Raw genomic sequence first — 22,969 nt, forward strand, 5'->3', positions numbered from 1 at the left:
CTATAGTATAGTCTGTGCTTGATTTATAACCTAGCAGGTAATGGTCTTAAGTCACTATATGCAGATAAGGTTAACTGGTGCTAAACAAGATTCAAAATAGACAGCGCAAGGTTTTCACTATTGTTATGGTTGATTTCACGAGATATTGCTTCTGCCCACAGATATGTTAATCTTTACCCACCCAGACAGCAAGAGTTTCGAGAAAATAAATCTTTTTGTCAGGGTAAGGACTGTTTGTTAGGTCTGTATTGCACTCAACCCAGAAACACTACATCTATAATTGGGTAAGTAGGAACTATAAACCTGTAACAGAGGGCAAGCCAACATCAGCAAGTTCCGCATAAGAATCCCACGGCTTTTAGGGGGAATGAGCGTAGCAATGTTTACGCAGCTGTAAGAGTTTCAAAGAGTTAGAAGCACTAATAACGTAATACGGGATGCGATCGCACCTCAAAAAGTAAGTTGTATTAATTTATATAAGAGCCAAATGAGAAGGACAGAGATGATTCGTTGCTCTCTTATCCCTCTATTTGCTTAACGCACGCCAGCAGTTTCTAAAGACAAATCTTGAAACATCGGTGTGCTGAGGTAACGTTCGCCAAAGGAAGGCTGAATCATCACAATTAAACGTCCGGCATTTTCTTTTCGTTTACCGACTTGAATTGCAGCACACAAAGCTGCACCAGAGGATATCCCAGATAATAAGCCTTCTTCTTTTGCCAAACGTCGCCCGAATGCGATCGCTTGTTCGTCGCTGACTCTAATTACTTCATCAACCAATTCCAAGCGGAGAACATCGGGGATAAATCCAGCACCAATACCTTGAATTTTGTGTGGCCCGGCTTCACCACCAGAGAGGGGGGGACTGGGCTATTGCTGGGTTCAACTGCGATCGCTTTAAAAGTCTTCTTGCGCTGTTTGAGTACTTCTGCAATCCCAGTAATCGTCCCACCGGTACCTACCCCAGCAATGACGATATCTACTTCCCCGTCTGTATCTGTCCAAATTTCTTCAGCGGTGGTTTCCTGGTGAACTTTGGGATTAGCAGGGTTGCGGAATTGTTGCAACATAAAAGCATCAGGAGTATTAGCCACAATTTCTTCGGCTTTGCGAATTGCTCCTCGCATACCCTCAGTTCCTGGTGTCAACTCCAAAGAAGCACCATAAGCCCTGAGCATAGCTCGTCGTTCTTGGCTCATAGTCTCAGGCATGGTCAAAATTAAACGGTAGCCACGCGCTGCTGCTACCATTGCTAGAGCAATACCTGTATTACCGGAAGTAGGCTCAACTAAAATGGTCTTTCCAGGGGAAATTGAGCCAGCGGCTTCCGCCGAGAGTACCATACTTAACCCAATGCGGTCTTTCACCGAAGCCGCTGGGTTCATCCCTTCTAATTTAACAACTATCCTTGCTACTACTCCCTCAGCTTGAGGAATCTTGTTCAGTTGAACTAAAGGAGTTCGTCCAATCAGTTCTGTTACGTCTTGAGCAATCCGCATTCTTTAACCCCTAAAATCCTAAATCTTAAGTACAGAGTATTTACTTATAACAATAAGCTTTGATGTATTTATTTTGCCGTTTAATTTCAATGAGTGCATATACTATGTATTCTAACTAAACCACAAAATATGAAAGTTTAGGAAGAACTTTTATGAGATATTCCCATTGATTCTCACTTTAGAAGAGGCTAGCTTACCATTCCAATACTTTTCGGTTAAGGGGGAAAGGGGAAAGGGAAAGGGTTTGAATTTACCTTTTCCCCTTTGCCTTTAACCTTTTCCCAGACCAAAAGAGAGATTATTAGGCTTATCCGAAAAGTATTGCTTACCATTCTTCTAGTTTACCATTTGGAATTGCTGACTATTGTCCTGGGGTTGAGATTCAATTTTTATAATTCTGTATATATGAATATTTTCCCATTATTTTCTACTTATTCTGAAAGTTTAATTTACTTTCAAAATATTTAATTGCTTTTTTTAATTTATTAGTCTATCTTGATCGAGAGACATTGATGTTTTCTTTTGAGTGCAGATTTTTTCAATTAAAAATTGCATCTAAAACAGTCTTTAACCATTGCCTATATTGCTTTGAGGTTGAGTGCAAAAACGCCAGAACTCCACCTCAAAAATACTAGAACCACATCCAAAAAACACTAGCACCCATACCCCAATGAATTTTTATAAGACTTATCAGGTGTGGATTACAGGCTTTGAGTACTATTCTAATGAATTTAATAATCTTAACAGGGCTGGGGTAAACTGTTTGGTGGAGAGCGGCTGATATAAATCGTATAGGATTTACGCAGAGATTCCCCTCTACCCCCCAACATTCCTGAGCGAAAGCTTAGTGAACTAGGGGGGACTTCTTAATCTCCCTTTTGAGAGTAGGATGAAACCAGATTCCCGAATTAAGTGCGTTCTTTCTGACTGAATAATCCTATGTTTTGTGAAAAGGGTGGTAACTTTTTATTAGTCAGTAGTCAGTAGTGACGAGAAAAATAACTGGTAACTAATGATTGTAAAAATTACCGATTACACATATTTTAATATCAAAACTGTTTGAGAGGTAGAAATTATATAACTACTTTAGATAAACAGCAAAAGATATTTTCTTACTGGGTGCATATTACCTAGCAAGGGAGAGCCAAGATGAAAGCCAAACTTTTAAATGTTCTTACAGTTTGCGTCGTTACCTTAGCAATGCTTTCACCAGGACTAGTAGTATTTGGCATAATTTGGGAGCGACATCTGGAGTTAGTAAAATCTCAGAATTTAGCTTACGAAGTTAACAACACAACTACAAATGCTCCCATCTTGGCTCCCCAGATAGAGGGTACACATTCCCCTCAGACTAGCATTCAATCCTTCGATCGTAATGTGGTTCATCAAATGCTAACTGTTGCTGAACAATATAAATTTGCCACTATCCTGCAATGGTTCTTCTTGTTAACCCCAATTTGTGTTGGGTTAGGGATTCTCTTTTACGACAGATATCTGGTTCATCGTGCTGCTGTTTTAAAAGAACAAGTTGAAATGTTGGAAAGGCTGTGGCGCCAAAGTATCGAACAGTAACTTATTCACAATTTACTAAAATCAAGAAAATTACCATGACAGATCAAGAACAACGCCAAAGCTTGTATTTTAATCTGATTGATGAGTTACTTAGATGTCCGAATGGTCAAGAACCAGAAATTTTGGAAGCTAAACCCGAATTGATTGATTCCGGTTTAGTAGAAACAATGTTACAAGTAGCTACTATGTTTGCTCATGAAGGCAATCAAGATGGTGCCCAATTTTTATTTTTTGTGGCACGTGAGCTAGCGAAAGAATTAGGTTTATACCCAGAAGTTCCCAGTACTGAAGTTGCAAATACTGAAGTTGCAAATAAGGAGTAAAAATGCTGTTGACTTCAACGGATGCGGGACAAATAGCTTTAGAACTGCTCATGGCAGACTGGAATATTTCAGAAGAAAACAGAGAGTGGTTTACAATCTTTAACTCTCGTCTGATTGGCGAGAGTTGGTACACTGTGGAACTAGGTATAGAAGGATTTCCCGATCGGTGGTTTATTCAAGTATATGACAGTGGAGTGTGCGATCCAAACTATACATTTATTTCACCAATCCGGGGTTCTGAAGGATTTACGGACTTTATAAATGTGCCAGAAATCATAGCAGAGGTCTTAGTTTGTGAACGCAATGCTCGCTAATAATAATTAACAATTCAAAAATGAGAATTCAATATTGAGAGATGCTAGTTAAATGCATTCTATTTGAATTCATAATTTTTGCTATCAGAGTAAATATCTCTGAAAATAGGAATTGTGGCTAGATAAACTTTCGTCCATTTGCGCGGAATTAATAAATTTGAAATTCCCGCAGGTAGGTTTTGTCTGTATAGCTGCGTTCGCCTTTGGCGTGCCGGAGGCATCATTCTATTCGTAAAGGTATTACTAATGCTTTGATATTTTCTTGAATATAAAGATGCTTTACGCAAATCTGAGGTGAGACCAAATGAGGTACACCTCTTTTTTTATATAATTAATATTTAAGGTTTTATTTAAGCTTAATCAACTATTTTGTCATATTTAATTGATAAAATTATGTTATATTAAATAGCGTGATGGACGCTACAGAAATATCAGTTCCAATGATTGCTGAAGATATCTTAGCCAAAGAATTCACAAGAGTCGTCAACCATTACTACCCGCAAGTTGGAGAATTGCTGGATGGGTGTTATGTGAAAGTCATTACCTGTTTTTGGGGACGACCTGCTAGACGTTTGCAATATATAGGAATTTATTGCTCTGATGAAATGATTTCCTGTGTGCAAGCTCAAAAAGAAATACTCAGAGAAGTAGCAGACAACATGGGTTTAATCCAGGTTGTCTGTATGAATGCCAAGCGATTGTTGCGCGATCCGATGTCGAAGGTCAAAGAGAACAACCCACGTTTATGGTTGGAGTTGCAGTGGGTTGCAACTTAGTGATTCATCGCATTAATTGAGAGGGGTAAATTCTTTTGTAGAGAGGACTTTATTCCTCAAATATTTAAGCACGCTTTGTGCTTACTACAAACCTATCGACCACTAGAATAACCAGCACCTACGGTGAATACAAAGTATCAACGCAAGTAATGAAAACTGGAATTTTCTGCAATTACGATAATTTTCACCAAGATGCTCGTCGTGCCATCTTTGAGCAAGTTGCACTGGTAAAACAGGCAGAAAGCTTAGGTTTTGAGGAAGCGTGGGTGAGCGAACACCATTTTAGTGAATCTAATCTTAGCCCGTCCATGTTGGTGTTAATGGCACATTTGGCGGGATTGACATCAACTATTCAATTAGGCACTGCGGCGGTGTTGCTGCCATTCCATAACCCGATTCGGGTGGCGGAAGATATTGCCACTTTGGATAACCTATGCAATGGACGATTATTATTTGGAGTTGCCAAAGGCGGCCCATTTCCTCAACAAAACAAGCATTTTGCGACCCTCCCAAGTGAATCTCGTCCCAAGATGCTAGAGGCGATCGCACTAGTTCAAAAGCTCTTATATGAAACTGATGTATCATTTAATGGGCGATATTATCAATGCGATCGCTTAACGATTTACCCGAAACCATTGCAAAGTCAAATACCAGTGTATGTTGCCACTGGTGGTGATGATGGTATTGAGCTTGCTGCTAAACATTCCTTCAGCTTGATGGGTGGGCCGCCATTTTCTCTAGAGAGATTGAAGGATACTGTTAGCAAATATCGAGCCTTAAATTCTAGTGGTGCGGAAAACTTTGTGCTGGCACGCTTCTTTTTTGTTGGCAAAACATTTGACGAGGCGGTGAGTGAAGCGTTACCTTTCGTTCGCAAATTTAGCCAGAAAATGAAAGCTAATTCGGCTGAATTATTGCAGAATAATCCGAATCCCAACCAAAAACCATTCAACCGCACAAATATTTGTTTCGATGAAGATTATTTGATTGAGAATTCAATTATCGGTGATGTGGAGACTTGTCGAGACAAAATCAAGAAATTTCAGGACGAATTAAATTTAGGTACGCTAGCACTCAAACCCTCGTCTGCGGATTTGCAAAAAAACCTAGAGAGTTTGACGCGCTACAACCAAGAGGTGCGAAATTATGTCTTCTAAACTATACTTGCTTCCTCCCGATGATTTACCTCCCGCTGAGGTAACAAAAGAGGATGGAATGCTGCAAATGGAGCTAGAACAGTCTACTGGCAGATGCTTTTTTCTAGCTTGCGATCGCATTACGCGAGTACTGTTATCTAATTGTCAATGGTATCTGACAACAAATGCTACCATCCTCACACTAATTATTGACTGCCCTGACTTAGTATCTTACTGGCATATTGTCAGCAATATTCCCCAGTTAGGTAATAGGCTAGAGCGGTTTGCTAGCAATGGTAAAATCCGCGTTTATCCGCCATTTGGTAAAGGAACGCCGTTTGAAATCAGCGTTAATGAAATATCAGCTTATCGAGATTGGCTTTGAGGTAAATAGAAACTGGGAATCATCTTTACCGCTATCTAACACCCTGTACTTTTAAAGTGCAGGGTGTTGTATTTTCTGAGAGATAAAATTGATTTTTTTTAATTGGATACAGTTAGTTATTAAAGTAGAAATAACTATTGTAATTTGGGTTCATTTTTGTATTTTGAGACGGAAATATTTAGGCGATCGCAATCTCCAAACTCATACCTTTTTGAAAAAATAATGCGACATATATATACTCCCAAACCTTTGTTTTGTCTGGCTTTCTTAATTTTGAATTTTGAATACTTCGACAAGCTCAGTACAAGTTTTGAATTTTGAATTGGTATCAGTGGTAGTCTAAATAAAAGTGCAATAGCGCTTATCTCAACGTACCTACTTGCTTATGTCCAAACCTGCTGATATCAGCACTAAACGCCTAATCAGTCTTGCACCCGATAACTGGGTAAAATGGGTAACACAAATTCCTGATGTTATTGTAGGTGAAATTCTCAACTCAGAATTTCAGTGGCTTAGTAGAGAAAGTGATGTACTGATCCGTGTCGAAAATCCGCAGTATGGAAAATTTCTAGTTATCAATGAATTACAACTGCGGTATAAACCGGAAATGCCACGACGGATGCGTGCTTATGCAGCTCTAGCTGAAGAAAAATATAATTTACCTACCTATCCGGTATTAATCAACATTCTTAAAGGAAGTAACACAGAAATACCTACAAGTTATGCATCAAATGTTGCAGGTTTAAGAGCAACTCAAGATTATCGGGTGATTAACTTATGGGAAGTTGATGTAAATACTGTCTTTGAGACACCATTACCATCCTTAATTCCATTTGTACCCATTCTCAAAGGCGGTGAAAACGAGGTTGTAATTCGAGAAGCCTTGCAAATTCTGCGTCAGGATGAACAATTAAATCAACTTGAAACAGTTTTGGCTTTTTTTGCTACGTTTGTAATAGAGAGTGCCCTAGTCCAAGAAATCATGAGGTGGGATATGGCTGTGTTGCGTGAGTCGCCTTGGTATCAAGAAATTTTACGTGAAGGAGAAGCACGCGGGGAAGCACGCGGAGAAGCACGCGGGGAAGCACGCGGACGACGAGAGGAATTATATTCAGGTATTGAATTGGCACTGGAGATTAAATTTGGAACTCCTGGCTTAGATTTAATGCCAATCATTTACCAAATTACAGATTTACAGCGATTAAAAGTGATTCAACAGGCTATCAAAACCCTAAATACAGTTGAGGAACTACAGCGAGTTTGTGATTGATTTACTGGTAAAAAAACTTGTGATTTTTTCACTTACCCATATATACCACAATACGCTTGGGTTAAGGCTAAAAACTAAAACTGGCGTAGCGCGATCGTCGCACTCTTTGCAACGAATATCCACCCCCAATCGCACCGCCAGTTATAACCCTATGACAAGCTTGTTACCTTTTTAGTAAGCCACGCATACCACTTTTCTAGCCCACTACCAGTGGTTGCAGAAAGCTGAAAAATCTGAATTTGGGGATTTATCTGTCTGGCATATTCTATGCACTTTTGAACATCAAAATCTACATAAGGTAGCAAATCAATTTTAGTGAGAATCATGATGTCACTTGCACGGAATATATGCGGGTATTTTAGCGGCTTATCTTCTCCCTCCGTGACTGAGAGAATCACGACTTTTGCCTGTTCTCCTAAATCAAATAAGGCTGGACAAACTAAATTTCCGACATTTTCAATCATCACAACTGAATTCAGTGGCGGATTCAATTGTTGTAAACCTCTTTCTATCATTGAGGCATCTAAATGACAGCCTGTTCCGGTATTGATTTGGATGACTTTAGAACCTGTTTCTTTAATTTTTTTAGCATCGTTAGCAGTTTCTTGGTCGCCTTCAATGACACTGATAGATAATTGGTTTTTTAAATCATTAATGGTTCGTGTCAAAAAAGTTGTTTTCCCAGCACCAGGAGAACTCATTAAATTTAAGGCGAGAATATTTCGACCTTTAAACCATCCCCGATTTTGGGCAGCTATTAGGTTATTTTTTGATAAAATATCCTGTTCTAAAGATATGGTTGTGTTGTGTATTTTGGCATGGATTTGAGGTGCTTCTATATGAGTGTCATGACTGTGGGAGTGAGTGATGACAGTACCATCTGGTAAAGTATGAGTATGATGATGGTGGTAATGTTCAGCTTCACCTGTTTCTAGATTGGTAATTTTAGTTTCGCCATCATCAGAACAACCGCAGGTTACACACATAGTTCCTCTATTTCTATTTCTTTAATTTTCAGTTCTTCACCAGTAATTAAATCTAATTGCACGCTACCACAGTTACAGATTCCAAACGGTTTATCTAAATAAATTTCTGTACCGCATTGACGACATTTTGCTAAACCGGGGATTTCTAAAATTTCTAATTTTGCCTCTGCCAAAACTGTTCCTTGAGTGCAAATATCAAAACAAAATCGGATAGCATCTGGCATAATGGCTGAAAGTTTGCCGATTTCTAATAAAACTCGCTGCACTTTTGCGCCTTTGGCGTGTTCAGTCACAATTGCCACAATATTTTGGGTAATTCCAAGTTCGTGCATATTATAAAATCTCTTAAAGATTAACAAATTCGTGGTAATTGGTCGCCTACTAACATATCAACAATTCTTTCAGCACCAAAAAGTGTTTTTAGTAATACGATACCTGGAGGTGAAGAAATAACTTCGCCAATAATACAAGCATCTTTACCTGCTGGGTGGGATTTCATAGCTGATAAAACATTTTCAGCATTCTTTTTTGGAACCACTACAACTAACTTACCTTCATTAGCTAAATACAATGGGTCTAAACCGAGAATTTCGCAAACTCCGTTGACTTCTTCACGCACTGGGATAGATTCTTCAAAAAGACGAATTCCCACATCGGAACTTAGGGCAAATTCATTTAATACTGTGGCTAAACCCCCGCGTGTAGCATCTCGCATAGCATGAATTTGGGGACATCTATGGAGAATAGTTTCTACTAAACTATGTAACGGCTGACAATCACTTTCAATATTAGTTTCTAAAGCTAATTCTCCACGGGCAATTAAAATTGCTGTGCCATGATTGCCTATTTCACCATTAATAATTATTGCATCTCCAGGTTTAATATTGTGGGCGGAAATGTTAACTCCTCGCGGGATGACACCAATGCCAGCAGTATTAATAAAGAGTTTATCGGCAGCACCACGATGTACAACTTTTGTGTCACCAGTAACAATTTGAACACCAGCATTTTTTGCGGCTGCGTTCATACTGGCTGCGACACGGCGTAAAGTTTCGACAGGTAATCCTTCTTCTAAAATTACGCTACAAGTTAAATATAAAGGTTTTGCACCACTGACAGCTAAATCATTAACTGTGCCGTTTATGGCTAATTCTCCTATATTACTTCCGGGGAAAAATAACGGGTCTACAACATAAGAATCTGTTGTAAACGCGAGTCTGTCTCCTTGTTGGAGAAGAGGGGTTAAGTTGAAGCTGGCTTGGTCTTCTAGTTGTGAGAGAATGGGATTATCAAAATTGCTGACAAAGATTTCGTCTATTAAATCGCGCATCGCTTTACCGCCGCTACCATGTGCGAGAGTTATATGAGTGTCTTGCACTTTTCCTTGGCGACGGCGGACTTTTTCTATTTTTTGGAATAGGGGATTTTGGATTGGGTTTGTGGGGAAAATATTCATATTAAATTTTTTTTAAACGCAAAGGAACGCAGAGGGAAGCGCAGAGGTACGCTGAGTATTATAAGTCTGAGGAGAAGCCGCAGGCGGGGAGAGGTTCTTGAGTTATTTTTGGTTTTTGGGCGATTGTTCTTTTGGCTATTGTGGAGTGTCGCCCATATTTGTAATAGGCTGCACAAGCACCTTCGGAAGATACCATGCAAGTACCGATTGGTGTTTCTGGGGTGCAGGCTGTACCGAATACTTTACACTCCCAAGGTTTTAAGACTCCTTTGAGAATTTCTCCACATTTACAAGCTTTATGGTCGGCTACTTTAAGGTTAGGAATGGTAAATTTAAGTTCGGCATCAAATTGAGCATATTCAGGTTGAATTTTTAATCCTGAATAGGGGATGTCACCTAAGCCGCGCCAATCGAAACTATCTCGGATGGCGAAAACTTTATTTATCGCTTGTAGGGCTACTGTATTTCCAGATTTTTCGACAATTCGGTTATATTGATTTTCGACTTCGCAACGATTTTCTACTAGCTGTTGCAATAGCATCCAAATGGATTGGAGAATATCTAAGGGTTCAAATCCTGAGACGACTATCGGCTTATTATATTGTTGGGAAATAAATTGGTATGGGTCACTGCCAATCACCATACTGACATGGCCAGGGCCAACAAATCCATCTAGTTGTAAGTCGGGATTATCTAATAGCGCTTTGAGGGCGGGAATCACGAGGACGTGATTGCTAAACATACTAAAGTTAGGAATTTTTTCGGTTGCTGCTTGCAGGATGGTGAAGGCGGTGCTGGGGGCTGTGGTTTCAAAGCCTAATGCGAAGAAGACTACTTCTTTGTCGGGGTTGTCTCTGGCAATTTGCAGGCTATCTAGGGGAGAGTACACCATACGGATGTCTGCACCTTGTGCCCTGGCTTGCAGTAAAGTGGTTTTGGAACCGGGAACTCGCATGGCGTCGCCAAAGGTGGCAAAAATGACGTTATGATTTTGAGAGATTGCGATCGCATCATCTAATCTCCCTTTTGGCATAACGCATACTGGACAACCAGGCCCATGAATTAGTTCAATGGCTTGGGGTAAAATTTCTTCGATACCATATTTAAAAATGGAATGGGTATGTCCGCCGCATACTTCCATGATTTTGATGGGTTTTTTTAGTCGATGGCATAATTTAGCGATTTCGCGGTATAACGCTTTAGCTTTTTCCGGTTCGCGGAATTCGTCAACATATTTCATAGGAAGTGAGGAATAGTGAGTTTTATCTATCTGTTAATTTCGCTTTTTTGGTAGGAAGTTTTTTAACGAACCGCGTTTGTACAGAGTCTTTTAGAGAAGCCTCATCTAAATTTCAACCTCCTACCTTCTTCACGCACTAATCCCTGTTTGTGCTGCTGCTAATTCTTGGAAAAGTTGTAATGTTTCTGCCGCTTCTTGTTCGTTAATTCGATTCATCGCAAAGCCAACATGTACTAGCACCCAATCACCAATACAAGCTTCGGGAGGATGTTGTTCATCTACGATACAAGCAATATTTACTTCGCGCTTAACACCACCAATGTTAACTAGGGCTAATTTATGGTTAACGTTGGTAATTTCTATAATTTGTCCGGGGATTCCTAAGCACATTTTTTTGTTTTTTAAGAGAAATTAACCATAGACACGCAGAGAATACAAAGAGAATTATTTGTGAGAGAAATTTTTTCAAATATCAACACTCATGTATTAATTGTGCGGCTGCAATAACTGCTTGTCCTAAAGATAAGCCGCCGTCATTAGCTGGAACTAAGCTGTGAGTAAGTACATTTATTCCCAATGTTTGTAATCTTTTGGTAACTTGCTTTAACAATATACAATTTTGAAATACTCCTCCTGTTAAAGCTACCTGATTAATCAGATTCTCTTGACTAAGATGCTTAACCATTTCCACAATTGCATTGGCTAAACCTTGGTGAAATTTGGCAGCTATAACTGCTTGGGGAATCTGCTGCTGTAAGTCATTTAGCAAGGCTTGCCACATTGGACGCGGGTCTATACAGTAAATACTATCTAAAAAGCCAAAATTAAAAGGGTAGATTAGCGCTTCTTTATCATTATTTAAGCTGCTAACATCTACTATAGCTTCAAGTGCGATCGCAGCCTGTCCTTCATAGCTACATTCATCTCTATAAATACCGATAGCCGCCGCCACTGCATCGAACAATCGCCCCACGGAAGACGCTGGAGGAGAGTTAATTCTTTTCTCTATAAGTTGATTTAGTAGTTTGAGTGGCTTGTTTCTCAGAAATTTTACGATTTCTAAGTCAGAATACTTTTGTTCGCAATTATCCCAAAGATTAGCAGCTACTAATTGGGCATAAGTATTACGCCAAGGCTGATAAATAGCTTGTTCGCCACCAATCATTGCTACTGGTTTAAATGTTGCGAGTCGTTGAAATTTTCGGTAATCTGCTAAAAGAAATTCTCCACCCCAAAGTGTGCCATCGTCACCGTAACCTAAACCATCTAAAGCAATACCTAATATTGGAGGTGAATCTAAAGGAATCCCATTTTCTACCATGCAAGCGGCAATGTGCGCGTGATGATGTTGAACTGGGTAAATTTTAATTTTATTTGTATCTGCAAGCGATTTACCAAATTTGCTTGAAAGATATTCAGGGTGTTTATCAATAGCAATTATTTCTGGTTGATGCTCAAATAAATTTAAGTATAAATTTAAATTTTCTTGGTAAGCGTTGAAAGCAGCAGCATTTTCTAAATCTCCTAGATGTTGAGAGAGAATTGCTTCTTCTTCGCGCAATAAGCAAAAGGTATTTTTTAACTCACTCCCTATTGCTAAAATTTGCGGGATTTTGTGAAATCCTGGTGGTAAACTAATTGATGCTGGTGCATATCCTCTGGCACGGCGAATTGTTTGAACTTTATCACCAAGAACACGCACAACCGAATCATCTACCCGATTAATAATTTCTCGATTGTGAAAGAGAAAATAATCAGCGATTGTCCCTAATTTTTCCCTTGCTTCGTCATTATCAATACATTGTGGTTCATCAGCAACATTGCCACTTGTTAAAATAATTGGGCGATTCATCCGCCGCAGAATTAAATGATGCAACGGTGTATAAGGTAGCATGAAACCAAGGGTATTTTGCCCTGATGCTACTGACGATGCTAATTGTTTTTTATCCGAAACTTGTAATAAAACAATTGGTGCAGCAAAACTTGTTAATAATTCTTTTTCTTTAGTGTTGACAAGACAATATTGTTCAATTATTTCAATATCCCGCGCCATTAAAGCAAAGGGTTTATGATAGCGCTTTTTTCGCTGACGCAGTTTTTGTACAACGGTTTCCTGTGTTGCATCGCAAGCCAGATGAATACCACCTAACCCCTTAATTGCCACAATCTCACCTTTTTGCAACAAGGTACAAACAGCATCGACATCATCCAACATCGAAAACATAGAAGCAGTAACCGATTTACCATCAGCGCGTTCTAACCAAGCTGCGGGGCCGCAAACATGACAAGCTACAGGTTGGGCGTGAAAACGGCGATTTTCGACATCATGGTATTCCTTTCCACATTCTGAACACATGGCAAACGCAGACATACTGGTATTGCATCTGTCATAAGGAATGGCACGAATAATACTCAGGCGGGGGCCGCAATGAGTGCAATTAGTAAAGGGGTAGCGATAAAAGCGGCTAAAAGGGTCGAATATTTCTTGTTGACATTGCGGACAAGTGGCTGCATCAGGGGTAATTTCTGTTTTAATGGCATTATTGACACTAGTAGAAATTACAAAATTATCAAATTTCAATTCGCCTTCATAAGGAGTTCTAATTAATTGATTAATTCTTGCCAACGGTGGACATTCTATTTGCAATCTGGCTACAAATTTGGTTATTGCTTCCTCACTACCAGATACCCGAATTAATACACCTTCACCATCATTACAAACATCTCCACGTAAGCCGCAGGTTTTAGCCAGACGATATACAGTAGGGCGAAATCCTACTCCTTGAACAGTACCACGAACTCTAATTTCTTCAGTCGGCATAGTTAAACTGCCACAGCAAAATTCGGTTATTTCCAGAATCAGCTATCACTGCTGTATTACCGCAAATTTTTATCCCGTAACACCAATTTAAGCTATCTCGTTTAGGTAGTCCGAAATTACGATTTTCACCTTTACTTTGAAAATTTATTTGTCCTGCTAACCCATCTGCCACTACACCTTGCAGTGATAAAATTGATTCTGGCTTTCTCCATCCTAACAAACGAGAATTAGCTGTATCTGCAACTACTAACCAATCTCCAGCCACCCCCACACCATAAGGCATACTCAAACTACTAGCGCTAGGATAATAAACTCCTTGATTCATTTCCACAAAATCAAAGCTTTTTTGTCCTAAAATCACTGCACAAGGGGCATTATTTTCTATCGGGATTCCCTGCCAAATCATCACTCGGTGATTACCTGCATCGCTGACAACCAAATTTTCTCCCCAAAGGGTGATATCGTGACACCAACGCATACTCGCTGCGGTTGGAGAAGCACCGCCGTTTTCATTGCGAGATAGCATATCTGGTTGTCCCAAAACTAAATCAGCAGGTTGACCATTTTCTGTTGGTAATTGATGCCAAATTAATATCCTTCGATTACCAGTATCGGCAATAAATAGCTGCCCTTGATGATAGAAAACACCATAAGGCCAGTGCATTGTACTAGCAGATGCTTGTTGACTTCCTCGATTTGGTTCATTATCAATAAAATTAGCTTGTCCTAAGACCAAATCTGCTGGAACATTGTTATCTTCTGGTAAATTTTTCCAAATTAAAACTCGATGATTCCAAGCATCTGCGACAGCTAACCCTTCGGCGCAAGCACAAATCCCAGTTGGTACATTTAAGGTTGTGCTTCCTGGTGTATTTTTAGCATTTTGTCCTTCATGATAGAAGTCAGGTTGTCCAATTACCCAATCAGCAGGTTGACTATCTATTGTGGGTAATTTTTTCCATCCTAATAATCGATGATGTCCTGTATCTGATACCCATAAAAGGCCATTTGATAACAAACAAGCACCACGAGGCCCAAACATCGTTGTGGGGCTAGGTGCTATAGGTATCACTAATTTTTGTGGTTCAATAATGTTACCTAAAATGACCTCTGCACCTTGAGATAATAGAGGTAGATATTGAGAAATTTCTGTTGCTTCTAGCGGTAGTTGTGATATGGGATTAATTATAATTGGGATATCCATGAACCGCAGATAGACGCTGATAATTATTTAAAAACATTAATGCTGATTAGCGTGTAACAACAGTAACAATTTTACATGATGTTTTTATTTCAAATTAAGTTAAAACTTTTAAACAACTTTTATCTTAATCAATTTTAAAAACCTATTGCTAACCTAAAGTTGCTTTTGCTACATAGCGATATTTGTAATGAATGGGCGATGTACTGAAATGAGAAAGCAATTAAGCATTTTGAGAAAGCATTTAGGCTTTTTGTTTGCTGAATCTACCGAAATGCTTGCTAAATTTACTGAAATGAGAAAGCAATCAGGCATTTTGAGAAAGCATTTAGGTATTTTGCTTGCTAAATTTACTGAAATGAGAAAGCAATCAAGCCTTTTGAGAAAGCATTTAGGCATTTTGCTTTCTCAAAACACTAAAATGAATCGCTGAATTGCTCAAATGAGAAACGATTCCGGTCTATTGAGAAAACATTTAGGCATTTTGCTTCCAACAAACACTAAAATGAATGCGCGAACTACTGAGATGAAAAGCAAATTAGCCGTGATTTTCTAATCGTCAAGTATATTTGCTGAGATGTTACTTTTACACGATCATTTTTGCAGTTTCACAAAAACCTTATCATCTTTAATTTTTACTGAATACGACTGAAGTGAAATATCAGGTGCAGTCAAACATTCACCTGTCTCCAACTTATATTGAAATCCGTGGTAAGGACAGGTAATAATACCATTTTCAACCTTACCCTTATCTAGTGTAGAACCTAGATGAGTGCAAGCATTACGGTAACATTTTACTGTAATACCTTGACGGTGTAAAATTAGGGAATTACCAGCAAGTTGTACTGGCAATACACTAAATTCAGGAATTTGCTCAATAGTCGCTACTTTGATCCAAGTAGAAGTTATTTTTGAAGAGAATGGACTAATTAAACCAAAACTTGCATTGTTAACAACAGAGTTATTATTGACCGCAACCACTCTGGTAATTTCGGGACAATGGTTTTTGATTGCTTGTTCTACTCCCTGAGATAAAGTTAAAGTAGAAGCCGGACAATTGCTGCAAGTTCCGATTAATCTGACTTCTACTGTATCTGGGGGCTTAATTGCTACTAGTTCTACATCCCCATTATGGCTTTTTAAACTTGGGCGAACTTCTTCAAGGGCTGTTTGAATTCGCTGTGCTAATGGTGGTTTTGGTGGTTTTACAAGTTCGTGATAAAGCAGCACTGCGTACACTACTTCATCAGTCACAGCATGACGCAAACCTGACATTGATTCTTGCTTGAGGCTTTTAATTAAACTAGTCAATGCTGCCTTATGCAAAGCTTCAATTGCCCTTTTTAGTCCAACTGCTACACACCGTTGGCTTTCATCCCACTCGGATATAATTGCCTCAAAGCGGTTAATTTCTCGAACTAATTCTTCAAGGTTTGTCATTAGTCATTAAGCATGGGGCATGGGGCATGGGGCATTGGTTATTCATAAATGACCAATGACAAATTACTTCATTTTGAAATCTTTGAGGAGAAATGGCATAATCAAGCCCGTCACGAGGCTAGATAATGTTATTGGTAAGTAGAAGGGAATGTCGATTTGTGCAAACAACACTAGCAGTAACGAACCTACAGCAGTAGCAATAGCAGTTCGTTGAACAAAATATATTGGATCGCGCAGTAATTTTCCTTTGAAAAATAACTTGGCAGAAAACCACCCAATTTCTAACATGTTTACTCCTAATAATTGGTCAATAAATTTAAGATTGCAAACCCTAAGAGAATAGCAGGAATTACACCAGCAGGAGCAAATAATGCACCAAGCATTGCTGAAAACTGATAGCCGATATCTTTTCCAGCTAACAGCATTCCACCAATAGCACCACCAACCATAGACAAGGCTGCTGCTATAATTAACCACACGAATTCTGTTGCTAGATTCAAATCGCCATCTGCTAAACTTGTGAGGAAATTTATCAGATTTGGGTAAGTAACAATATCTCTCATGCTGGTTTTTTACTCATTGTTAAAGTCAAGAGTTCAATCTAGGGAGTTTGGTTTTTATACAATATATTTTGACCTCTCTCCAAACCTCTCTCCTAAAAGGAGAGAGGCTTTGAATCTTACTCCTCTTCCCTTGTAGGGAAGGGGCTGGGAATTAGGTCTGTATTGAACTAAACTGGAAAGCGTTATAGAACTATAATTCATCACTCCTAAGCTTTCATTTCGGCTTCTACATCTTGTAACGCTTGAACTACTACTTCTGCTTGTGCAATTTGTTGGTGTTCCGTAAATATTTCTAAAGCCTGTTGATAGTAGATACGCGCTTGCAAAAGATTTTGAGGATTACCAATTTCTGGTTTTTCTGGGTCGTCTGGTAAGTTGAATAGGGCGTTGGCTTTGTTGGAAATTGTGTTAGCGTACTCTAAAGGTGTATCTTTGGAATTACGCACTTTTAACGCTTCGTCATAAGCTGCGATCGCCCGTAAGTTATTCTCCACAGGATGGGAACTCACTAGGTATTGCAAAGCATTACCTAAATTGTTCTGCAACATCGCATATTCTCTAGGATGGTCAATCAAATTAATGTGCTTTAGCGCCACCTCAAATGATTGCACAGCTAACCCTTGACGCAAGTATTCCCGTTCTGATGCTAGGGGCATAGAAAGGTAAGCGATCGCAATATTGTTATACAAAATGGCGTATTCTTGAGGATAATCTTCCCAAGTAAACACCCGCAAAGCCTCATGATAAGCTTGGATGCTGTCAGTTATCCGCGCCAAATTAAATGGCACTAGCGACTGCAACACCAGACCAAAATTCATCTGCGTCTCTGCCACTTCCTCTGGCGCAGCTAATTGTTGTAAAATCGGTAATGCCTCTTCATAACCGACTTTAGCTTGCATCAACAGTTGGTAATCAGCATCCGGTATTGCCTGTAATGTCCCCGCCATCCCTACTTGGGCCCTGGCTTTTAATAGGGGATACTCCTCACCACACATCTCGTAGGCCCGGTAATATAACCCAACTGCATTTCGCAAGTCTTGGGCAGCTTTGGGTTTTTTTTGAAAACCCTGTGCTATCTCAATCAGCATTTGAATTTTTTCTTCTGCTGAGGCTGACTCTGAAGCAACAGCTGCTACCGCAGCCTTCACTGCTGAATCTGTAATGCTGGGGGGTCATAACTCTGCCGTACTCTAGCCAATTGGGAATTGAATCTGTCAACGCCCACGAATGATTGAGATACGTAAACGCATCTAATCACGGGCCATACTGATTTACGCAGGCTTCGAGTCCTTTAGGCGGAATTCCCCTTTTTTATTTGAGCTAGGATTAAAGACTAGAAACTAGGGAAAAAACTTAATCCCCTATAGCCAATGTCTTATGCCATGCTCAATACAATACTATAAAACACCCTATTTCTAAAATTCTAGGGGGAAATTGCTAATATTAATGTCAGTTTTAAACACCTAATATTTTTTAAATACTTTTTGTATCATCGTGTTATACAATTTCAATCTTTTTTATTGAATTGTTGACATACATATATTTATTGTACTCAAAATAGTCGCCACGCGATCGCCGAAGTGTAAAATATATTCATCAACTGTAAAACAAGCTACCTTGAAAACAGACAGTATCTTCTATCGGATCTTTCAAAGTATCCCCAGCACCTTTTTTGAACTGATTAATCAACCACCCCAACTAGCTAGTGCTTACCAATTTTCTTCAGTAGAAGTTAAACAACTGGCGTTTAGAATCGATGGTGTCTTTCTTCCAAATACGCCAGACTTACCGATTTATTTTGCTGAAGTGCAATTTCAATCAGATAAAAAATTCTACTCACGTTTATTTACCGAAATCTTTAACTATCTCGACAAAACCGAATTAACTAACAATTGGCGTGGTGTTGTCATCTTCCCCAACCGCAGCGTTGATACTGGAGATACCGAAAGATATACAGAATTACTCAACTCTCAACGAGTAACTCGCGTCTATCTCGACGAATTAAGCTCAATTGAGACATCATCAATCGGTATGGAGGCAGTTAAACTGATTATCGAACCCGAATCAACGGCGACAACAAAAGCTGTAGAGATAGTAAACATTGCCCGACAGCAAATTCCAGATGTCACTACTATTAGGGAAATTATACAATTAATAGAGACGATATTAATCTACAAGTTACCGCGATTGAGCCAGGAGGAGATAGGAAAAATGTTTGGATTAAATGAGTTAAAGCAAACTAGATTTTACCAAGATGTTTTTGCAGAAGGTAGGCAAGAAGGGAAACAAGAAGGTATACAAGAAACTAAGTTACAAACTATACCTCGATTATTAGGGTTAGGTTTAAGTATTGAGCAGATAGCTCAAGCGTTAGGTTTGGATGAACAAGTTGTTAGGCAAGCTGCACAACCGAAATCCTAAAACAATGAGGTGCGCCAAGGATTAACAGTGCGTTTAATAGAGACGATATTAATCTACAAGTTGCCGCGATTGAGCCAGGAGGAGATAGGAAAAATGTTTGGAGCAAATTTTGAATTAAATGACTTGAGGCAAACTAGATTTTTCCAAGATGTTTTTGAAGAAGGTAAAAAAGAAGGTAAGCAAGAAGCTTTTGAAGAAGCTAAACAAGAAGGTAAGCAAGAAGCTTTTGAAGAAGGTAAACAAGAAGCTAAGTTGGAAGTGATACCGCACTTATTAGCGTTCGGTTGCAGTATTGAGCAGATAGCTCAAGCGTTAGGTTTGGATGAACAAGTTGTTAGGCAAGCTGCACAACCAAAATCCTAAAACAACTGATATATAGTTGATGGGGCGCAAAGTTTAGTGCCCCTATTTTTGGCTCTTTTATTATGTGAAAATCTGATGACTTAAAATACTCATTACCTCACGCATATTAACAGTTTACAGTAATTATTAATTATTACAGAGTTTTGTCAGTGAGAAATTAAGCATATTGAGTTTGTTTAATATCAACATTCAAAAGCAAGAGCTAGTGTTTATTTTTACTATTTTGCATTTTTCAAATGTGTTACATAGATAACAGACATAGCCATTGAAAACAATCTTGAGAGTATTTAATTTATTGTTAATGATTAATTCTTTTTTAATGAAAGTAATTTAGATAAAAAATATCTTAGTATTGAAAAATAAATATTGATAAACAGGTGAGACTTTGCAAGCATTATCACCTACATCATGCATGGGAAACAATACAAAAATACCTAGCCGATGACTAACGTACTATGGCTACAAGGTGGTGCTTGTTCCGGCAACACCATGTCATTTCTCAACGCTGAAGAACCGACAGTCTGCGATTTAATTGCCGACTTTGGTATCAACGTACTTTGGCATCCTTCCTTGGGGTTAGAATTAGGCAACGACCTACAAACACTGTTGCGGGATTGCATTTCTGGCAAAATTCCTTTAGATATCTTGGTATTTGAAGGCAGTGTAGTTAACGCCCCCAACGGCACTGGCGAATGGAATCGGTTTGCCGATCGCGCCATGAAAGATTGGTTATTAGACCTTGCCAAAGTTGCTCAATTTATCGTCGCGGTAGGAGACTGTGCAACCTGGGGAGGAATTCCTGCTATGTCACCCAACCCCAGCGAATCGGAAGGTTTACAATTTCTCAAACGTCAAGAAGGCGGCTTTTTAGGAAAAGACTTCGTATCACAAGCGGGATTACCTGTAATTAATATACCTGGATGTCCCGCCCATCCCGACTGGATTACGCAGATATTAGTTGCGATCGCTACTGGACGCATAGCAGACATTGCTTTTGATGAACTAAATCGTCCCCAAACTTTCTTTAACACCTATACCCAAACAGGTTGTACCCGCAACGTTCACTTTGCCTACAAAGCATCAACCGCCGAATTTGGTCAGCGCAAAGGATGCTTATTTTACGACTTGGGTTGTCGCGGCCCCATGACTCATTCCTCCTGCAACCGCATCTTATGGAACCGCGTCTCATCCAAAACTCGTGCCGGAATGCCTTGTTTAGGTTGCACAGAACCAGAATTTCCCTTCTTTGACCTCAAACCAGGAACCGTATTTAAAACCCAAACAGTAATGGGAGTTCCCAAAGAATTACCGCCAGGGGTGAACAAAAAAGACTACGCCTTACTCACAATGGTCGCCAAAGACGCAGCACCACCTTGGGCAGAAGAAGACTTTTTTACTGTTTAGTCATTGGTCATTAGTCATTGGTCATTAGTCTTTTGTGAAAAACCAATGACTAATAGATATCTCCAGAAATTAGGTTTTTACCTAGAGAGGATAAGAGTTTAAGATTATTTTTCGGAAATGATCGATGACAAATGACAAATGACAAATAACAAATAACAAAGGACAAATGACAAATGACAATTCAATCATTAGATATATCGCCCGTTGGTAGAGTTGAAGGCGATTTAGATGTTCGAGTTGATATTGAACATGGAAGAGTAGTCAACGCTTGGACACACGCTGAACTTTTCCGAGGATTTGAAGTTATCCTACGCGGTAAAGATCCCCAAGCCGGTTTAATTGTCACACCTCGCATTTGCGGAATTTGCGGCGGTTCTCACCTGACATCTGCATCTTGGGCATTAGATACAGCTTGGGAAACGGAAGTTCCCCGCAATGCAATTTTAGCGAGAAATCTCGGACAAATTGTTGAAACAATTCAAAGCATCCCCCGCTATTTTTATGGTTTGTTTGCCATTGACTTAACCAATAGAAAATACCGCAATAGTCGCTTTTATGAAGAAGCTACTAGACGCTTTGCCGCTTTCACTGGCAAATCTTACGAACTCGGTATAACAATTTCCGCTAAACCTGTAGAAATTTATGCACTATTAGGCGGACAATGGCCCCACAGCAGTTATATGGTTCCCGGTGGCGTGATGTGCGCCCCAACCTTAACAGACATTACCCGCGCTTGGGCGATTCTCGAATATTTCCGTACCAATTGGTTAGAACCAGTGTGGTTAGGTTGTTCTTTAGAACGCTACGAACAAATCCAAACTTATGATGACTTCAGAGATTGGTTAGACGAAAACCGAAATCATCGAGATTCCGACTTAGGTTTTTATTGGCGCATGGGTTTAGATATCGGTTTAGATAGATATGGCGCTGGTGTTGGTAAATATGTCACTTGGGGATATTTAGCCCATGAAGATAAATACCAAAAGCCGACTATCGAAGGACGAAATGCGGCAACGATCATGAAAAGTGGAGTGTATGACAGCTTCACACACACTCACACCTTAATGGATCAGTCATTTATCCGCGAGAATACAACTCATTCTTGGTACGATGAAGGGACAGAAGATATTCACCCTAGCGATCGCACCACTAAACCCACTGCAATCAATACCAAAGACTTCGATAATGCCTACTCTTGGTCAAGTGCAGTCCTTCATAAAGACTTCGGACGTTTAGAAACTGGCCCGTTAGCGCGGCAATTAGTAGCTGGTGGTAAGCATGGCGAATCTTGGCAACACTACGATGGATTTATCCTAGATGTATTCAAGGAGATGGGTGGTGCTAGTATTCATGTGCGTCAGCTAGCACGAGTTCACGAACTTGTCAAGTTATATCGCCAAGCTGAACACTGTTTGCGCGAATTCAAATTAAACGACCCTTGGTATATTAAACCTACAGAAAAAGATGGACGCGGTTGGGGTGCAACGGAAGCAGCGCGGGGTTCCTTATCTCACTGGGTAGAAATAGAAGGCGGTAAAATTAAGAATTACCAAGTTATTGCTCCAGGTACTTGGAATATCGGCCCTCGTGACGGTGAAGGAATCCGCGGCCCAATTGAAGAAGCGTTAATTGGGACACCCATTTACGATTCTAGCGATCCGGTCGAAGTTGGTCATGTGGCGCGATCGTTTGATTCATGTTTGGTGTGTACAGTTCACGCCCACGATGCGAAAACTGGTGAAGAGTTAGCGCGTTTTCGGACTGCTTAATTCTCAAATATCAGATCGTCTAGCAGAATG

General features: G+C 39.6%; 23 protein-coding genes and 1 pseudogene. 12 read left to right on the top strand and 12 right to left on the bottom strand.

What is annotated here, in order from left to right; all coding sequences use genetic code 11:
• Nucleotides 1-534 precede the first annotated feature (534 nt).
• Nucleotides 535-1,499: pseudogene (cysK, locus tag NSTCB13_RS24400) on the bottom strand (cysteine synthase A).
• 1,149 nt (nt 1,500-2,648) lie between these two features.
• Here cysK and NSTCB13_RS24405 point away from each other — a divergent pair.
• The 7 genes from NSTCB13_RS24405 (at nt 2,649) to NSTCB13_RS24435 (ending at nt 7,275) form a co-directional block, all read left to right on the top strand.
• A complete protein-coding gene (locus NSTCB13_RS24405; protein ID WP_445630382.1) occupies nt 2,649-3,071 on the top strand; it encodes a hypothetical protein in 423 nt (140 codons plus the stop codon).
• Nucleotides 3,072-3,106: 35 nt separating this feature from the next.
• Nucleotides 3,107-3,394: a hypothetical protein gene (locus NSTCB13_RS24410; RefSeq protein ID WP_445630381.1), complete on the top strand. Its 288-nt coding sequence runs from the start codon at nt 3,107-3,109 to the stop codon at nt 3,392-3,394.
• Between the two features lie 2 nt (nt 3,395-3,396).
• Nucleotides 3,397-3,708: a hypothetical protein gene (locus NSTCB13_RS24415; RefSeq protein ID WP_448274078.1), complete on the top strand. Its 312-nt coding sequence runs from the start codon at nt 3,397-3,399 to the stop codon at nt 3,706-3,708.
• Nucleotides 3,709-4,121: 413 nt separating this feature from the next.
• The gene (locus NSTCB13_RS24420) at nt 4,122-4,484 is read left to right on the top strand and encodes a hypothetical protein (RefSeq protein WP_069068421.1); all 363 of its coding nucleotides are present in this window, start codon (nt 4,122-4,124) and stop codon (nt 4,482-4,484) included.
• Between the two features lie 149 nt (nt 4,485-4,633).
• Nucleotides 4,634-5,641 carry an LLM class flavin-dependent oxidoreductase gene (locus tag NSTCB13_RS24425; RefSeq protein WP_445632045.1) on the top strand — a complete coding sequence of 336 codons (1,008 nt, stop codon included), beginning with the start codon at nt 4,634-4,636 and terminating at the stop codon, nt 5,639-5,641.
• Nucleotides 5,631-6,005, top strand: coding sequence for a hypothetical protein (locus NSTCB13_RS24430; protein ID WP_445630379.1), 375 nt, complete (start codon nt 5,631-5,633; stop codon nt 6,003-6,005). The genes NSTCB13_RS24425 and NSTCB13_RS24430 overlap by 11 nt, the downstream gene beginning before the upstream one ends.
• 385 nt (nt 6,006-6,390) lie before the next feature.
• A complete protein-coding gene (locus NSTCB13_RS24435; protein ID WP_448274079.1) occupies nt 6,391-7,275 on the top strand; it encodes an Rpn family recombination-promoting nuclease/putative transposase in 885 nt (294 codons plus the stop codon).
• A gap of 149 nt (nt 7,276-7,424) precedes the next feature.
• Here NSTCB13_RS24435 and hypB read toward each other — a convergent pair whose 3' ends face one another.
• The 7 genes from hypB to NSTCB13_RS24470 all read right to left on the bottom strand — a co-directional run bounded on the left by hypB (nt 7,425) and on the right by NSTCB13_RS24470 (nt 14,982).
• Nucleotides 7,425-8,261 carry a hydrogenase nickel incorporation protein HypB gene (hypB, locus tag NSTCB13_RS24440; protein WP_448274080.1) on the bottom strand — a complete coding sequence of 279 codons (837 nt, stop codon included), beginning with the start codon at nt 8,259-8,261 and terminating at the stop codon, nt 7,425-7,427.
• Nucleotides 8,252-8,593, bottom strand: coding sequence for a hydrogenase maturation nickel metallochaperone HypA (hypA, locus tag NSTCB13_RS24445; RefSeq protein ID WP_448274081.1), 342 nt, complete (start codon nt 8,591-8,593; stop codon nt 8,252-8,254). Before hypA ends, hypB begins: the two co-directional genes overlap by 10 nt.
• A 20-nt stretch (nt 8,594-8,613) precedes the next feature.
• Nucleotides 8,614-9,717: a hydrogenase expression/formation protein HypE gene (gene hypE / locus NSTCB13_RS24450; protein WP_448274082.1), complete on the bottom strand. Its 1,104-nt coding sequence runs from the start codon at nt 9,715-9,717 to the stop codon at nt 8,614-8,616.
• Nucleotides 9,718-9,775: 58 nt separating this feature from the next.
• Complete coding sequence (gene hypD / locus NSTCB13_RS24455) at nt 9,776-10,957, bottom strand: hydrogenase formation protein HypD (RefSeq protein ID WP_448274083.1); 1,182 nt, start codon at nt 10,955-10,957, stop codon at nt 9,776-9,778.
• 129 nt (nt 10,958-11,086) lie between these two features.
• Nucleotides 11,087-11,347, bottom strand: a complete 261-nt coding sequence (locus NSTCB13_RS24460) for a HypC/HybG/HupF family hydrogenase formation chaperone (protein WP_445630373.1) — start codon at nt 11,345-11,347, stop codon at nt 11,087-11,089.
• An 82-nt stretch (nt 11,348-11,429) separates the two neighbouring features.
• Nucleotides 11,430-13,778: a carbamoyltransferase HypF gene (gene hypF / locus NSTCB13_RS24465; RefSeq protein WP_448274084.1), complete on the bottom strand. Its 2,349-nt coding sequence runs from the start codon at nt 13,776-13,778 to the stop codon at nt 11,430-11,432.
• The gene (locus NSTCB13_RS24470; protein ID WP_448274085.1) at nt 13,768-14,982 is read right to left on the bottom strand and encodes a hypothetical protein; all 1,215 of its coding nucleotides are present in this window, start codon (nt 14,980-14,982) and stop codon (nt 13,768-13,770) included. The genes hypF and NSTCB13_RS24470 overlap by 11 nt, the downstream gene beginning before the upstream one ends.
• Before the next feature lie 208 nt (nt 14,983-15,190).
• Between NSTCB13_RS24470 and NSTCB13_RS24475 the strand changes: the two genes are divergently transcribed.
• On the top strand, nt 15,191-15,412 hold the full coding sequence (locus NSTCB13_RS24475) for a hypothetical protein (protein ID WP_448274086.1): 222 nt from the start codon (nt 15,191-15,193) through the stop codon (nt 15,410-15,412).
• A 161-nt stretch (nt 15,413-15,573) separates the two neighbouring features.
• On the opposite strand, the gene NSTCB13_RS24480 is transcribed toward NSTCB13_RS24475, so the two are convergent.
• From NSTCB13_RS24480 to NSTCB13_RS24495, 4 genes are all read right to left on the bottom strand, one after another.
• Nucleotides 15,574-16,419: a NifU family protein gene (locus tag NSTCB13_RS24480; protein WP_448274087.1), complete on the bottom strand. Its 846-nt coding sequence runs from the start codon at nt 16,417-16,419 to the stop codon at nt 15,574-15,576.
• Between the two features lie 63 nt (nt 16,420-16,482).
• The gene (locus NSTCB13_RS24485) at nt 16,483-16,707 is read right to left on the bottom strand and encodes a hypothetical protein (RefSeq protein WP_445630368.1); all 225 of its coding nucleotides are present in this window, start codon (nt 16,705-16,707) and stop codon (nt 16,483-16,485) included.
• Between the two features lie 8 nt (nt 16,708-16,715).
• On the bottom strand, nt 16,716-16,982 hold the full coding sequence (locus NSTCB13_RS24490) for a hypothetical protein (protein ID WP_448274088.1): 267 nt from the start codon (nt 16,980-16,982) through the stop codon (nt 16,716-16,718).
• Nucleotides 16,983-17,188: 206 nt separating this feature from the next.
• Entirely contained in the window at nt 17,189-18,130 is a 942-nt protein-coding gene (locus NSTCB13_RS24495) for a hypothetical protein (RefSeq protein WP_448274089.1), read from the bottom strand.
• A gap of 469 nt (nt 18,131-18,599) precedes the next feature.
• Here NSTCB13_RS24495 and NSTCB13_RS24500 point away from each other — a divergent pair, with 469 nt between their 5' ends.
• The 4 genes from NSTCB13_RS24500 (at nt 18,600) to NSTCB13_RS24515 (ending at nt 22,939) form a co-directional block, all read left to right on the top strand.
• Nucleotides 18,600-19,403, top strand: a complete 804-nt coding sequence (locus tag NSTCB13_RS24500; protein ID WP_448274090.1) for an Rpn family recombination-promoting nuclease/putative transposase — start codon at nt 18,600-18,602, stop codon at nt 19,401-19,403.
• Between the two features lie 27 nt (nt 19,404-19,430).
• Nucleotides 19,431-19,766: an Rpn family recombination-promoting nuclease/putative transposase gene (locus tag NSTCB13_RS24505; RefSeq protein WP_448274214.1), complete on the top strand. Its 336-nt coding sequence runs from the start codon at nt 19,431-19,433 to the stop codon at nt 19,764-19,766.
• 441 nt (nt 19,767-20,207) lie between these two features.
• Nucleotides 20,208-21,170 (top strand): NADH-quinone oxidoreductase subunit B family protein, encoded by a 963-nt coding sequence (locus NSTCB13_RS24510; protein WP_448274091.1) that lies wholly within the window; start codon nt 20,208-20,210, stop codon nt 21,168-21,170.
• Between the two features lie 173 nt (nt 21,171-21,343).
• A complete protein-coding gene (locus tag NSTCB13_RS24515; RefSeq protein ID WP_448274092.1) occupies nt 21,344-22,939 on the top strand; it encodes a nickel-dependent hydrogenase large subunit in 1,596 nt (531 codons plus the stop codon).
• Nucleotides 22,940-22,969: the final 30 nt, after the last annotated feature.

This window comes from Nostoc sp. DSM 114160 (genome assembly GCF_053470305.1).